Source organism: Bacillus sp. BB081 (assembly GCF_008368895.1).
In the GTDB taxonomy this organism is placed as follows: Bacteria; Bacillota; Bacilli; order Bacillales; family Bacillaceae_G; genus Bacillus_A; species Bacillus_A wiedmannii.
Window position 1 is genome coordinate 21671 of the sequence record NZ_QOZX01000079.1, and the last position, 14218, is coordinate 35888.

The window sequence follows — 14218 nt, forward strand, 5'->3', positions numbered from 1 at the left end:
CTTTTTACAATAGTATTATTGATGTCATAGTAGGAGGATCGCTTATGCAATTCTTGAAAAAGTTCACAATTTTATTCTTATCTTTTGTTATTACAGCACTTATCGTTTTATATTTTTACCTCTATGTAAATGGTCCAATTATTCAAGCTAAATCAGCTATTTTAATAGATGCTAATTCAGGTGAAGTTGTTTATAAAAAAAATGAAGAAACTCCTATACAATCAGCTACTTTATCTAAATTAATGACAGAGTATATCACCATGGAACAACTGAATGAAGGAAAAATACAGTTAGATGAATTAGTAAAAATAAGTAACGAAGTTTTCCGAGCAGAAACGAGTCCTATACAAGTAACTTCGAAAGATAAAACGACAGTTCGTGATTTACTTCATGCATTGTTTTTGACAGGGAATAATCGTTCCGCACTTGCCCTTGCAGAACACATTGCTGGAAACGAAGATAACTTTACACTTTTAATGAATGAGAAAGCAAAACAACTAAAGTTATCACAACCATCCCCGTTTCTAAATGCTACTGGAATGAATAACGATACAAATAAACAATCAACTACAACAGCTATAGACGTAGCTAAACTAGCGACACAATTAGTAAAAGACTTTCCAGATGTATTGAATGTTACGAAACTAACCTCTTACCAATTTACCTTCAAAGACTCAAAAGTTTTCAACACAAATAAAATGATTTATTCTCTTAATAAAAACATTAAACTCCAAGGTGTTGACGGCTTACAAACTAGTTTTTCAACTAATGGTAATTATAGTTTTGTCAGTACAGCAAAACGAGGAGATACTAGACTTATTTCCGTAATATTAGACTCCAATGAAGAAAACAGTACTTTTATTGAAACAAAAAAGTTACTACAGTACGGTTTTGATCCTTCCTCGTACTCTGCACTCCAAGCTTTTAAAGATGCTGTTACATCTTGGACAGTTTTGCTTCAGTTTAAAAATTTAATCATACAAACATTGTTGATTTTCTTCATTATTACCTTTTTAATGTTTTTACATATACGTCAGAAAAAATCCGAGGATTTCAACTAGGAAATCTTCTTATATATAAAAACCGGCTTGTATTTACAGTGCAAGCCGGTTTCTAAATCTATAGTCCTCTTCCAATTAAATTAGCTGAAACAGGCTGAAGATTTAGCTCTCTCGCCCATATAGATAGCTGACCAATGTGATGAATTTCATGTACAATTACATGCCTTAACACTTCACCGTATGTATATGTTTTATCTGTCCACGAAGCTTTTAATATCTTACATTCTAGGCTAGATGACCACAACTGTAAAAAATCTTCTAATTCTCGTTTATATAAATCAGATAACGCTTTCACTTTTTGGATTGATTGATAATCTTTAAACTGCGGTTCATTATCTTCTTTTCCTTGAAGCGCATTAATCCAGCTGTATTCAACATCGACAATATGGAATAATGTTTCTAAAATACTTCCTACACCACCTACACGCTTGCGGAGCAATTCTTCCTCTGAAAGTTGTTCACACCACTTAAACCAATCATCTCTTACTTGCCAATTGTATTGAAATAAAGTGTACATATTTATCTCTCCCCTACCCAATAATCCACTTAACCGCATCTATTACATAATACGGCTCATCTTTTTGAATATAGTGACCGCTTTGTGTTGCAATTACAAATTTATTATTGCTTGATAATCGTAATAATTCTTCTTGCAATTGCAACCATTTCATTTGTTCATCTGGCGAATAAAAAGCTTTTTTACCCGCAGCTAACACGACAAGTGGAATATCATTCATTGATTTACAACATCTATCTACTTCACTTAAACTAAATGTAAACTCTTCATATGAACTTTCATATACAAACTGTTTATAGTAAGCTTCTTGAAATTCATTAGACATGATTGGCAGAAAATCTTCTTTATAATTTTCTGGTGTCGAATCCGCCAAAACGATTCCCAACATATCTTCGGGATAAAAAGTCGCAAATAAACGTGCATTTATACCACCAAAAGAATGTCCTACAAAAATATAAGGTGGTTTCAATTGTAATTGCTCTAAGCAACTTCTTAAATCTTTTACCATTTCAGAACTAATACGTCTCTTGGAACTCTTCCCACTTTTCCCTAATCCCGCTCGATCATATGAAAGTACCGTCCCATATTCCGTCAACTCTTCAGCAATATGATCCCATGTCTTTGAATAATCGCCATAACCTGCTTCCATTATAATAACAGGTTGCAACTGCTTTCCTTGGAATACTTTTGAATACATTTTAAAATCATCAACTTGTACATATTCCTCTATACATTTAACCATTGACGATTACTTCTCTCCGATTAAGTGACTCTAAAATTTGATTAATTATTTCATCGACAGATAAAGATCCATCCAAAACAATATCTGAATTTGGCTTTACGGTATGAAGTGCCTCTAAATAAGCTTTTCTAGCATATGTTATATAGTGCTTTAAATCATTTTGTATTTCACTCATTGTATCTTCCTTAAAATCTCGCAAAATTCTTCTAGCCATCGCAATATCTAAAGGTGTGTCGATAAATATGGTTACATCAATGAATTGTCGCATTTCACTATTTAGGTATGCAAAAGGATAATCTACAATAATATAATCTAGATAACTATTTTGTAACAGATGCTGAATATCCTTAATTAATGGTGTGAGTACCCATTCATCATAATTTGCTCCATCATCAATCCATTTACAAATATCAGCAGGACAATTATCAAAGTTATAACTATCAAAATATAGTGCTTTTGAATTCATTAACTTGTGAGTTAAACTTTCTGTAACAGTAGTTTTACCTCCTCCTGAAACAGCTGCAACTGAAATTACTTTAGTATTTTTATTCATAACTTCCCACCATACCCCTTTTAATTGACATAACATAATTATAAAAAACTATTATTTTTTATCACTCCATTCATATTCTAACATACTCATTTCCCATAAATTCCAATATGTTTCTCCTACTTTTTTGGATTCTCTTAATAAACCTTCTTTTACAAATCCTACTTTTTCATAACATGAGATGGCCGACGTATTAAAATCATAAACACCTAGAGTTACTCTATGTAGTTTTAATTCTTCAAATGCAATTTGTAATACTGCTTTCATCATATGTTTCCCTATAGAACGCCCTCGCATTTTCGTATCACCAACTAACACTTTTCCAATTCTTGCAGATTTATTTATATTGTCAATTTGCCCAAGTGAAATATGACCAATTACTTTTCTAGTCTCTTCATCTATTACTTTAAATGCAAGCGTATTTTTGCTTTCAATATATTTTTCTAATTGTTGTTCATGTAAAGGGTATGTAAATACATTTCCTGACCACTGTATTAAAAATTCTTCGCAATCAATCCAATTTATTAATTGTTTGAAATCAGTTCTTGTAAATTGTTTCAGCTTGATCACTCTCATTCTCCTTTCACACAACCTTTTATACACCTTCAAATTTATTTCTATATGAAAAATATATTCCCTTTTAAACAAAATAAAAAGCCATTCATAAGAATGGCTTTGCAATCAATAAAGCATAATTACTCTTTATTTGCTACGTCAACACCGTTAAAATCAAACTCATCAGCAACAGTTGTAGCAGGTGGTAAAATCGCTTCAATTTTACAAAGAGATATAATTGCTGCAACTGAACCAGGAATAGCAGCCAGCTTAACAACATCGCAAGTTACAGAAGAAACAGTACCTATATAAGTACGTCCTTCAGTGTTAATTCGCACTGTTTTATTAATTAATTTTTTAAGTTCGTCTCTAATTCCTTGTACACAAGAGCTGTCACATTTCTCATGCTGTTCTTTTTTACACTCTTCAAAAACATCCCAACAATCATCATGTTTACACGTACATTTTTTTCTACAATTATTAAATCGAGAACCCAAATCCTCACCCCCTAATCCTTTCTATTAGTAAAGTATGTCCAATAGCTTAAAAGTGTACGAGACAAAAGCATAGAAACAAAAAAACAAACACTTGTACTAAACCTTTTTATATATATTAAAAACGAATATACTACTGTATGAATACTCAATTCAAATACTCCAAATATGTAGCATTATTAGTATAAACGTGCTTTCAACGACAATAACATTCTTTTCTTTATTAATAACAAAACGGACCTCTAACAATTAAAGGCCTGTTTAATGATTGGACTTGGATTTAATTCTGCTGAATTTAAAATTTAGACAGACCCTTTCTCAAAAAAATTTTTTATTAATAAGCTGACTTTTTAAAGAATCTCCAGCTATTCCTATTACTTCACATATACATAGACTTTGTTTGCAGTAATATAGTATATTTTTCCTTTGCTGTTTTGAAGTATACATTCAGAAAAACATACTCCAAAATAAGATATTATTTATAATCAGAACGTTTTCTTCACCAAGTGTTTATTGATCAATCTCATAACCAGTAGTTCTCTCCACTATTTTGTAAAATTTAGCATAGTTTGTATGGATTCTATATCTAGTAGAAAGCACTCTATCATTTAAAGGGAAAATAATAGGTGAATAAACAAGCCATTTTTTTACTAAAACATAGAATAATAGTAATCCTATTGAAGGGAGGTATAAAAGAATGTCCTGGAAAAATGATTGCTGGAGTTCTAAGAAAAAGCATTGTTGTGATGACTGGTGGAAATCTAAAGAACAGCACCATTGTGATGATGATTGGTGGAAATCTAAAGAAAAACACCATTGTGATGATGATTGGTGGAAATCTAAAGAACAGCATTGCAATGATGATTGGAGTTCTAAACGAAATAAGTGTCGCTGTAAATGTTTCTTTATTTGTTGTCATTGTAAAAGAAAACATTGGTAATATTTTAAATGTCAACTTAAAGGAAAGAATATATCTTTTGGGACCGGTAAATACTAGAATATATAAAAAGCTGACTAAATATAGTCAGCTTTTTATATATTAACACGTAGAGATTTAAACTGGCATCTATAATTACTAGTTGAGTGGAGTATTGAAAAATAAGCTGACTCTTATAAATCGACTCTTTAATTACTTCACATACATATAAGCTTATTTACCAGCAGTATGTTTTTCCTTTGCTATTGTGCATCTTGTATTGTAATGTTCCTTTAACACTTGCTTTTGCATCAATAATAAACTCTAATCATACATTAACAGAACCAGCAACGTCTTTATCCTGCCAAGTTGGTGAATCATAGAAACGTAAATTATTCCTTTTAGAAACACCACGTTTTCCTCCAATAGATGAATCTACTGTACTTTTTTATCGAACTTCACATCAAAGAATCGTATTTAATCTATTGCTCTTCGCCAAGATTCAACCAGCCGTCTATGAGTTTTAAAAATGTACGCACCATTTTGTCTAACTAAAAGACCACATACACCAAAATCCCGAACACTCGCAAATTCTAATGCTCCTATAAATTTTTGAGCATATAAATTAGGGAATGCACGATTTGTAAGCAAGAATTTCTGACCATTTCGCAATGGAACATTCTAAAATTAGTATTATTATGGAATTTCCTCATATTTTATTAACTTCCTTATTAGAAAAAGATTATTTTATATAGATTACTATAAGCATCCATAAAGCCAAGGCGCCAATGATAGCGAGCACTATACGTGTAGATAGTACCCTTACTTCAAAGTCTGTTTTCTTGGAAGGTTCAGGATATGCAATTATGTAGATTCCCTTTAATAATGCAAGCCATGCAATAAAAGTTAGGAACCCCTGCCAGTTGAATACCCATACATTATGTAGGATTACACTACCTAACCCTAGGAAAATCGATAGAAAACCATACATAATACCAAATCCTCTGTCTTCAACCACTAATTTTTTCAATTCACGTAGTACCGATGGACGTACGAAAAGTATTCCCGATACGATAACCGTTACCCATCCCCAAAACAATCCTAAAAAAGTACTAGTTTCCATTATTAATTCACTCCCCTCAATTATTTATATTTCAGATATTCCCCCCTTTAGAACAATTCCAACATCTTTATATATAGGCGAAATTCTGCTCTTTTTTAATACAAATAGGGCATATTCTATGCCCACCCTTAATCACCTTATTTCTCTACGAAATGAAATTTTCACATCATTCTTCGTCATCATCTATCCGAATCAACCAAAGTCGCTTTGTACTATTACGACACACTTTTTCATAGCTTGGAGCTAACATGCACCGAAGCCAATATAATGATTTATTCGCCTTTTCACTAACCTCTAAAATTGTCCCCTCTTTAATAAAATAATCACCTTGATACAATGTATACTCGCTTGTCCCATGGAATCATCATTATTCCCCTCCCTATTAAAATAGCATTTTTGTTTCAAATGAGGCTCTCATTAATTCGGATGAATTCACCAGTATTTTCACCAAAAAATTCATGATATCTTTAATTAGTGGAGTACTTCATTACTTAACCATTATCTTCAAGAGCCCCATAGACAATCGGGGTTTCTTTTATTTAAATAAAAATTTTGTTTAAACTTTACAAAACTCACCTATATTAAAATATCTTCTAAAATCCCTATTGAACATTTATAATACTTTTAAATGGTTTAAATTCTACAATCAGTAATGGAGGCATTTTAATGGGAAACATCCCAAATGTATCATCACAACAATCAAATCCTAATATACCCTCACAGCAAGTGAACCCTAACACCCAACAAGGTAATAATAAAAAAACAAGACGCCGTATTATAACTATTTTGGCTTTAATATTACCTATCATTTTTGTCCTTCAATATTCTCTTAATAACCAACAAGAAATGATTAAAGAAAAACAAATCACGCTTAATACGGAGCAACAAAAATTATCTTCTTTAAAGAAGGATGGTCATTCCCTTAAGAATGATGTTAAAGCTTTAACAGATAGTGAAGAAGAAATTTTAAAATTCGCAAGGAAACTGTATGGATTTTCCAAACCGAATGAAACTATTTTTAAAATAACTGAATAAAATTACACTGCATTACCCAAAAGGCGATTTGAAAATACTCGCCTTTTTATATTTAATTTCTAAAGGAATCATACTAATCTCTCTTTCTATCAAATAAAAATTTTGTTTAATTTATTAAAATACAACCGCTTGTCCATTTCACTTTGCTTTATCATTACATTTACTATTAGTAATACGATTTTTAGAGGTGATAAATAATGGACGAGTTTTTATCTTTTGCTGCACTTAATCCGGGGTCTATTGGACCTACACTTCCACCTGTTCAACCCTTTCAATTCCCTACTGGTCCCACCGGTTCTACAGGAGCTACGGGTTCAACCGGACCAACTGGTTCAACTGGACCAACTGGATCAACTGGACCAACTGGTTCAACTGGATCAACTGGACCAACTGGTTCAACTGGACCAACTGGATCAACTGGACCAACTGGACTAACTGGATCAACTGGACCAACTGGATTTAATCTTCCTGCTGGGCCTGCATCTATTACTTTGACTTCTAACGAAACCACGACATGTGTATCCACTCAAGGAAATAATACTTTATTTTTTTCGGGTCAAGTATTAGTAAACGGTAGTCCTACTCCAGGAGTAGTGGTCAGTTTTTCATTTAGTAATCCTTCTCTTGCTTTCATGGTTCCTCTTGCTGTCATTACAAATGCTTCAGGTAACTTTACCGCTGTATTTCTAGCCGCTAATGGGCCTGGAACAGTAACCGTTACTGCTTCACTTCTTGATTCTCCTGGAACAATGGCTAGCGTCACTATTACCATTGTGAATTGTCCGTAATGGTTTTATCTTTAAGTACTAAGCAATTTCTGATAAGATGAGCACTGATTTACAGTGCTCATCTTATCATTGGGATATTCCTTTCAAATGAAATTTCGAAACACCCTACTAAAATAAAGCTTTTATTAAGAACTAATGATCTTTATATTTCTTAAACTTGTCATCACAAGTGATTTTTATAATTAGTTAAATTCTCAATATAGGTTATGTATATAATTCCATTCAAAGAAACATAATACCCACGTAACTATTTAAAAACACTTCGTTTTTATATCTAAATTCAAAAAGGAGCTACATAACATGGATAAAAAAAATCTATTAAGTCAACAACTTGATTATGTGTCATCGGATGCGCTGAATACTCCTAGTAAAGCTCAAGAGCAAATGCAAGAAACATCTCAGGAGGCACATGATTCAAACAAAAAGGACAGTACTCAAGCTTTACATGGCGACGATTTACCAATTTCAGATGTATATAGAACAACGAACAAGCAGTAAATTTGAAAGGGAAAAATCTTAAGAACGAGTGAACTTAATTCTTTTCCCTTTTCCTATTTAATTAACACTTTTATATGAAAACCGTACACATTTTTGACACATCCACTATCACAATCTCCTGAAAATTCGTGATAATATTAATTTGTCTAATACGCCAAATTTCGACATTGAACGACGATGATATTTCCTTTATTGAATCCCTGTCCCCCAGGGATTTCTCCTTTTATTCATTACTTTTTTCTTCACTAAATTTTCATTCTTAACAAAATTCAATTACTCCATTGGATAGATATGCAACAGTATCCTATTTTGATAAAAACTAAAAACAAACACAGACATACTTAACACTAATAGTAGATTTTTTAACTTCAAATTTACTTTTTCTCTCTTATCTTTTTGTAAACATTAAAAATGAGCTCTATTTACATAGAGCTCATTCGTAATTTTATAGTTTGCTAGACTGTAACCCCTGAATAAACGGAACTACTTCAGGATTTACAAGTGATGATAAATCACCTAATTCTTTTCCTAAGTAAGCAGCTTTAATGACGCGTCGCATTACTTTAGAATTACGTGTTTTTGGTAAATCTTCTACAACGTGAATATCTTTTGGACACAATGCTTTTCCGATATGAGAGTTTACTAAACTCATTAATTCTTTCTTTAACTCTCCTGTGAATGTTACATTGTCCCTTAATACTACAAAACAATGACAAACTTCACCTTTTACATCATCAGGTACACCAATCGCGGCAGCTTCTATGACATCATTATGCTTCACAAGAATAGATTCATATTCTGCAGGTCCAATACGTTTTCCAGCAATGTTTAACGTATCATCTGAGCGTCCTGTAATAATATATTGCTCACCATCATAAATCACCCAGTCACCATGAACCCATTTATTTTCAAAACGTGACCAATATGTGTTCACATAGCGTTCATCGTCTTCCCAGAAGCTTTTCGTCATACCAACCCAAGGTTTCTCTAAACATAATTCTCCAACTTCATCACGAATTGGATTACCTTGATCATCGAGCACAACCGCTGCCATTCCTGGTAAAGAAGCGTTAAAGCTAATCGGTGCAATTGGTTTAATAAGGACGTTTCCGAAAATTCCACCAGAAATTTCAGTACCGCCTGAATAGTTACAAATTGGTACATTACTTTTTCCAACTGTTTCAAATAGCCACATCCAAGGGTCTGGATTCCAAGGTTCACCTGTTGATGCGAATACTTCTAAACTCTTTAGTGAATGTTTATTAACATACTCATCACCTTTTGCCATTAACGCACGAATTAATGTTGGTGATATACCGAGATGTGTAATTTCATATTTATCAACCGTCTCCCATAAACGATCTGCCTCTGGAAAGTCAGGAACACCTTCGTACATAACCATCGTTGCTCCATTTATGAGAGAGCCGAATAGTAGAAATGGTCCCATCATCCATCCCATATCAGTTACCCATAACACGCGGTCACCTTGTTTGATATTCATTCCAAATCCTGCATCAAATGCAGCTTTCAAAGGGAAACCAGCATGTGTATGTACTGTTCCTTTCGGTTTCCCAGTTGTACCTGATGTGTAAATGAGCATTAACGGATCATCACTATGCATTTCTTCAGCATGTGTAAATGGTTTTTCTTTTTCTAGCGTACTCCATGAGAAATCGTAATGATGCGGTGTAAAATCATTTCCTGCATGACGAACGATAACAACTTTTTCAACAGTTGGACAATGCTCACAAGCTTTATCTACTTCATCTTTTAATGAAACAATTTTACCGCGGCGTGAAAAACCATCTGCAGTAATGATCATTTTTGACCCTGCCGCTTGCACGCGAGTCATGACTGCATCAGACGCAAATCCTGAGAATATTGGTGAAATAATTGCTCCGATTTTCATAACAGCTAGCATTGAAACAACTGTTTCTGGAATCATCGGCATATAAATTGTTACACGGTCACCTTTTTCAATACCCGCATGTTTCAAACCGTTTGCAACGCGACTTACCCAGTTGTCAAGCTCTTCATATGTAAATGATTTTGAAGTTCCATTTTCTCCCTCGTACTGTAGTGCTGGTTGCGTTCTTGTTTCATCATCTGCAAGCCAGCGTGATAAAACTGATTCTACAACGTTACATGTTCCGCCATTATACCACTGTGCAAACGGCGTACCATTTTCTAAATCTAGCACTTCTGTATAAGGCTTCATCCATTGATAGCCAACCGCTTTCTCAGCTTCTCCCCAAAACCAATCTGTTTCTTCAATAGATTTATTATAAAACGTTTCATAATCTTCATAGCCCAATGATTTCATCCAACCATATAAACGCGTTTTTTCTTTATATTCTTCTGTTGGAAACCAAACTGCTTGTTTCAATGTTTTCCCCTCCTTGACTTTTTGAGCAAGAAAGCCCTAAATAGGGCTTTTAAACTGGATAAACAGGATGTTTACGATCCGTAAATACTTGATATTTACTCATATACATTTCGAATCGTCCTTTTAACTCTTCTCGTAAATTGTTTGGATGAACAATACCATCAATGACCATCTCTGATGCTAAATGGTAAATATCAATATCTTTCTTATACTCTTCGCGTTTTTCAGCAATGAAGCTATCACGCTCTTCTTCTGGTAAAGCTGCAATCTTATTTGCATATACAGCATTGACTGCTGCTTCTGGACCCATTACCGCAATAGAAGCTGTCGGTAATGCTAAGCAGCAATCTGGTTCAAAGGCTGGACCTGCCATTGCATATAAACCAGCACCGTATGCTTTACGAACAACGATAGAAATTTTCGGTACAGTTGCTTCACTCATTGCAGAAATCATCTTTGCACCATGACGAATAATACCAGCACGTTCTACTTTTGTACCAATCATAAATCCAGGTACATCTGCAAGGAATAACAACGGAATATGATATGCATCACATAAATTAATAAACTTCGCAGCCTTATCCGCTGAATCGTGGAATAATACGCCGCCTTTCATACGCGGTTGATTTGCAATAATACCAACTGGCTTACCATCAATACGTGCCAAGCCTGTAATTAGTTCTTGAGCAAATAGTTTTTTCACTTCATAGAAAGAACCTTCATCAATAACTCTATTAATGAGATCTTTCATATTGAAAGGAGCATTTTGATTTTCTGGAATGATTTGTTCTAACGTTTTATCGAATTGTTTCGGTTCTTGAGGTGTAACCAATGGAGTCTTTTCTAAGTAGTTGTTTGGAAAATATGAAATGTATTGTCTTGCTTGTGTAATCGCATCTTCTTCGGTCTTACATAAAACATCTCCGCATCCTGATACAGAGCAATGCATACGTGCTCCGCCCATTTCTTCTAAGGTTACCTTCTCGCCGATAACCATCTCAGCCATACGAGGAGACCCTAAATACATAGATGCATTTCCTTCCACCATCATAACAACATCACAAAAGGCTGGAATATATGCGCCACCAGCTGCAGAAGGTCCAAATAATAAGCATACTTGCGGAACTTTACCTGATAATTTCACTTGATTATAGAAAATTCTTCCTGCACCACGGCGCCCTGGGAACATTTCAACTTGATCAGTAATACGCGCTCCAGCAGAGTCAACTAAATAAAATAACGGAACACGTAATTTTTCTGCCGTTTCTTGAATACGTAAAATCTTTTCAACTGTACGTGCCCCCCATGATCCAGCTTTTACAGTTGAATCATTTGCCATCACACATGCCATACGACCATGTATTTTACCCGTTGCCGTTATAACACCATCAGCAGGTAATCCAGTTTGTTCACAGTTTGCAAATAATGCATCTTCTACATATTCACCATTATCAAATAAAAGCGCTAAACGATCTCGAACGAATAGTTTTCCCTTTGCTTTGTTTTGTTCATGATATTTTGGTGCGCCGCCTTGTTTAATCGTTTCAACTCGTTCTTCAAATGTATTCGATTGTTGTTTTTGGTCTAACATATTTACTCCCCCTTATACATTGGTGTGCGTTTTTCCTTGAATGCTTGTAATCCTTCTAATCTATCTTTCGTATGGATTACACCTTCATACGCTTGTTTTTCCATTTGTAATCCGGTATGTAAATCAACTTGAATACCGTTTGAAATTGCTTCTTTTGCTAATCGAACAGCAATAGGACCATTACTAGCAATTTTCTCTGCTATTTCAATTGCTTTCTCTTCAAGTAAATGAGCTGGTACAACAAATTCTACTAAACCATATTCTTTTGCTTCTTGCGCCGAAATACGTCTTCCTGTATAAATTAATTCCTTCGCTCTACCAACACCAATTAATCTTGGCAAACGCTGCGTACCACCTGCTCCTGGTATAATTGCAAGTGTAGTTTCAGTAAGACCAAGACTTGCAGATTCAGCCGCAATTCTAAAATCACAAGCTAAACTTAATTCCGTACCACCACCAAGTGCGATTCCATTTATAGCAGCGATAACTGGCTGTGGTAATTGTTCAACCATTTCCATAGTAGTGCGAATCATACTAACAGCATGACGAACTTGTTCTTCATTCATACCAGCGCGTTCTTTTAAATCAGCACCAGCACAAAATGCTTTTTCACCAGCACCTGTTAGAATAACTACTCTAGTATTTGACTCTTCACTTATTTGAGTTAATATGTTTTGTAACTCTTCTAATAACGCTAAAGATAATGAGTTTGCTTGTCTTTCACGATTTAATGAAATCTTTACAACGTGAGGTGTTACATAATCAACTGAAATATTTTGTAATTGTAGCATCTTCTCACCTACTTATCGTTTTATGTTGAAGCGCTCTATACACATGACTTGGTAATTGGATATTTAATTTACTTTGAATAAACTGACTCGCTCTCAATAACTTCTCTTCATCAATATTCGTTTGGACCCCTAACTTATGGAGCATATAAACTAAGTCATCAGTTGCAACATTACCTGATGCTCCAGGTGCATATGGACAACCCCCAAGGCCACCACAAGAACTATCAAATGTTGTAATACCGTATTCTAAAGACTTAACTACATTCGCCAGAGCCATACCGTACGTATTATGGAAATGCATTGCAAACTGCGAAGCATCGTATTTCTTTAATAAATGTTCTAATACTCGCTCTACTTGTAGTGGATTCGCTACACCGATCGTGTCACCAAGCGAGACTTCATAAATGCCGTATGAAAATAGTTGATTACATAATTCGTCAACTGCTGCGGTACTTATATCCCCTTCATAAGGACATCCAAATACAGTAGAAACATAGCCTCTTACCTTTTTCCCTTCGAATAATGCCTGTTTTGTTATATCTTCAATTACAACTAATGCTTCTTTAATTGATTTATTAATATTACTTTTATTATGAGATTCACTTGCTGATAAAAAAACATTCACCTCATCTACATTTTGCAAAAAAGCTCGTTCCAAACCATTTTGATTTGGAACAAGCGCTGCATATGTAACATTGGGATCCCTTTTTAGCTCAGAAAACACATCATTTGCATCTGCTAATGCAGGGACCCATTTAGGGTGAACGAATGAGGAAACTTCAACGTACGATAATCCCGCCTCTGTAAGTAGTTGAATCCATTTTACTTTATCTTTTGTGCCAACAATCTTTTTTTCATTTTGTAAGCCATCGCGTGGCCCGACTTCTTTAATGACAGCAAAATTAGGTAGTTTCAATTCGCTTCCCCCTATATCTCCCTATTCAATTTCTAGTAATACATCTCCTTCATTTACAAAATCGCCTTCTTGCACATTAATTTTCATAACTGTGCCAGCTTCTTCTGAAACGATTGGAATTTCCATTTTCATAGATTCCAAAATGACGACATCCTGCTCTTCCTCTACTGTATCTCCTACTCCTACAACAATCTTCCATACATTTCCTGCCATCGATGCATATACCTTCGTCATCATTTTTTCCCCCTTAATATT

General features: G+C 34.3%; 17 protein-coding genes and 3 pseudogenes. 5 read left to right on the top strand and 15 right to left on the bottom strand.

The annotated features are described in order from the left end of the window. The first annotated feature begins 44 nt into the window (after nucleotides 1–44). Nucleotides 45–1061 carry a D-alanyl-D-alanine carboxypeptidase family protein gene (locus tag DN394_RS24810; protein WP_001160065.1) on the top strand — a complete coding sequence of 339 codons (1017 nt, stop codon included), beginning with the start codon at nucleotides 45–47 and terminating at the stop codon, nucleotides 1059–1061. A gap of 58 nt (nucleotides 1062–1119) precedes the next feature. Here the strand turns inward: DN394_RS24810 and DN394_RS24815 are convergent, their stop codons facing one another. The 5 genes from DN394_RS24815 to DN394_RS24835 all read right to left on the bottom strand — a co-directional run bounded on the left by DN394_RS24815 (nucleotide 1120) and on the right by DN394_RS24835 (nucleotide 3922). Next, nucleotides 1120–1578 (bottom strand): DinB family protein, encoded by a 459-nt coding sequence (locus tag DN394_RS24815; protein ID WP_000288262.1) that lies wholly within the window; start codon nucleotides 1576–1578, stop codon nucleotides 1120–1122. 13 nt (nucleotides 1579–1591) lie between these two features. Next, nucleotides 1592–2320 (bottom strand): alpha/beta fold hydrolase, encoded by a 729-nt coding sequence (locus tag DN394_RS24820; RefSeq protein WP_061672035.1) that lies wholly within the window; start codon nucleotides 2318–2320, stop codon nucleotides 1592–1594. Next, nucleotides 2313–2873: a nucleoside/nucleotide kinase family protein gene (locus tag DN394_RS24825; protein ID WP_001039243.1), complete on the bottom strand. Its 561-nt coding sequence runs from the start codon at nucleotides 2871–2873 to the stop codon at nucleotides 2313–2315. Before DN394_RS24825 ends, DN394_RS24820 begins: the two co-directional genes overlap by 8 nt. Before the next feature lie 51 nt (nucleotides 2874–2924). Then, entirely contained in the window at nucleotides 2925–3446 is a 522-nt protein-coding gene (locus DN394_RS24830; RefSeq protein WP_074650392.1) for a GNAT family N-acetyltransferase, read from the bottom strand. Nucleotides 3447–3565: 119 nt separating this feature from the next. Beyond that, a complete protein-coding gene (locus DN394_RS24835; RefSeq protein WP_000535579.1) occupies nucleotides 3566–3922 on the bottom strand; it encodes a hypothetical protein in 357 nt (118 codons plus the stop codon). Nucleotides 3923–4545: 623 nt separating this feature from the next. On the opposite strand from DN394_RS24835, the gene DN394_RS29885 reads away from it, so the two are divergent. Further along, nucleotides 4546–4962 carry a hypothetical protein gene (locus DN394_RS29885; protein ID WP_001041113.1) on the top strand — a complete coding sequence of 139 codons (417 nt, stop codon included), beginning with the start codon at nucleotides 4546–4548 and terminating at the stop codon, nucleotides 4960–4962. 111 nt (nucleotides 4963–5073) lie between these two features. On the opposite strand, the pseudogene DN394_RS29570 reads toward DN394_RS29885, so the two are convergent. The 3 genes and pseudogenes from DN394_RS29570 to DN394_RS24860 all read right to left on the bottom strand — a co-directional run. Beyond that, nucleotides 5074–5350 (bottom strand): annotated as a pseudogene (locus tag DN394_RS29570) (N-acetylmuramoyl-L-alanine amidase); the annotation flags it as partial. Between the two features lies 1 nt (nucleotide 5351). Continuing rightward, nucleotides 5352–5520 (bottom strand): annotated as a pseudogene (locus DN394_RS29575) (terminase large subunit); the annotation flags it as partial. A 57-nt stretch (nucleotides 5521–5577) separates the two neighbouring features. Then, complete coding sequence (locus tag DN394_RS24860; protein WP_000450249.1) at nucleotides 5578–5958, bottom strand: hypothetical protein; 381 nt, start codon at nucleotides 5956–5958, stop codon at nucleotides 5578–5580. 666 nt (nucleotides 5959–6624) lie between these two features. Between DN394_RS24860 and DN394_RS24865 the strand changes: the two genes are divergently transcribed. Then, nucleotides 6625–6993, top strand: a complete 369-nt coding sequence (locus tag DN394_RS24865; RefSeq protein WP_000526893.1) for an FtsB family cell division protein — start codon at nucleotides 6625–6627, stop codon at nucleotides 6991–6993. Between the two features lie 197 nt (nucleotides 6994–7190). After that, nucleotides 7191–7247, top strand: a pseudogene (locus DN394_RS29580) (exosporium leader peptide-containing protein); the annotation flags it as partial. A 17-nt stretch (nucleotides 7248–7264) separates the two neighbouring features. On the opposite strand, the gene DN394_RS29585 reads toward DN394_RS29580, so the two are convergent. Both DN394_RS29585 and DN394_RS29590 read right to left on the bottom strand, forming a co-directional pair. Continuing rightward, the gene (locus DN394_RS29585; protein WP_252197161.1) at nucleotides 7265–7504 is read right to left on the bottom strand and encodes a hypothetical protein; all 240 of its coding nucleotides are present in this window, start codon (nucleotides 7502–7504) and stop codon (nucleotides 7265–7267) included. A 45-nt stretch (nucleotides 7505–7549) separates the two neighbouring features. Continuing rightward, nucleotides 7550–7765 (bottom strand): hypothetical protein, encoded by a 216-nt coding sequence (locus tag DN394_RS29590; RefSeq protein WP_000237380.1) that lies wholly within the window; start codon nucleotides 7763–7765, stop codon nucleotides 7550–7552. 316 nt (nucleotides 7766–8081) lie between these two features. Here DN394_RS29590 and DN394_RS24875 point away from each other — a divergent pair, with 316 nt between their 5' ends. Beyond that, nucleotides 8082–8279 (top strand): hypothetical protein, encoded by a 198-nt coding sequence (locus DN394_RS24875; protein ID WP_000358738.1) that lies wholly within the window; start codon nucleotides 8082–8084, stop codon nucleotides 8277–8279. 445 nt (nucleotides 8280–8724) lie between these two features. Here the strand turns inward: DN394_RS24875 and DN394_RS24880 are convergent, their stop codons facing one another. The 5 genes from DN394_RS24880 to DN394_RS24900 are packed head-to-tail and all read right to left on the bottom strand — an operon-like array spanning nucleotide 8725 to nucleotide 14200. Next, nucleotides 8725–10665 (bottom strand): AMP-binding protein, encoded by a 1941-nt coding sequence (locus DN394_RS24880; protein WP_048566381.1) that lies wholly within the window; start codon nucleotides 10663–10665, stop codon nucleotides 8725–8727. A gap of 49 nt (nucleotides 10666–10714) precedes the next feature. Continuing rightward, complete coding sequence (locus DN394_RS24885; RefSeq protein ID WP_000886749.1) at nucleotides 10715–12256, bottom strand: acyl-CoA carboxylase subunit beta; 1542 nt, start codon at nucleotides 12254–12256, stop codon at nucleotides 10715–10717. A 2-nt stretch (nucleotides 12257–12258) separates the two neighbouring features. After that, nucleotides 12259–13047 carry an enoyl-CoA hydratase gene (locus DN394_RS24890; protein WP_000939808.1) on the bottom strand — a complete coding sequence of 263 codons (789 nt, stop codon included), beginning with the start codon at nucleotides 13045–13047 and terminating at the stop codon, nucleotides 12259–12261. 4 nt (nucleotides 13048–13051) lie between these two features. Beyond that, complete coding sequence (gene mvaB / locus DN394_RS24895) at nucleotides 13052–13963, bottom strand: hydroxymethylglutaryl-CoA lyase (protein ID WP_016087805.1); 912 nt, start codon at nucleotides 13961–13963, stop codon at nucleotides 13052–13054. 21 nt (nucleotides 13964–13984) lie between these two features. After that, entirely contained in the window at nucleotides 13985–14200 is a 216-nt protein-coding gene (locus DN394_RS24900) for an acetyl-CoA carboxylase biotin carboxyl carrier protein subunit (RefSeq protein ID WP_001985297.1), read from the bottom strand. Nucleotides 14201–14218: the final 18 nt, after the last annotated feature.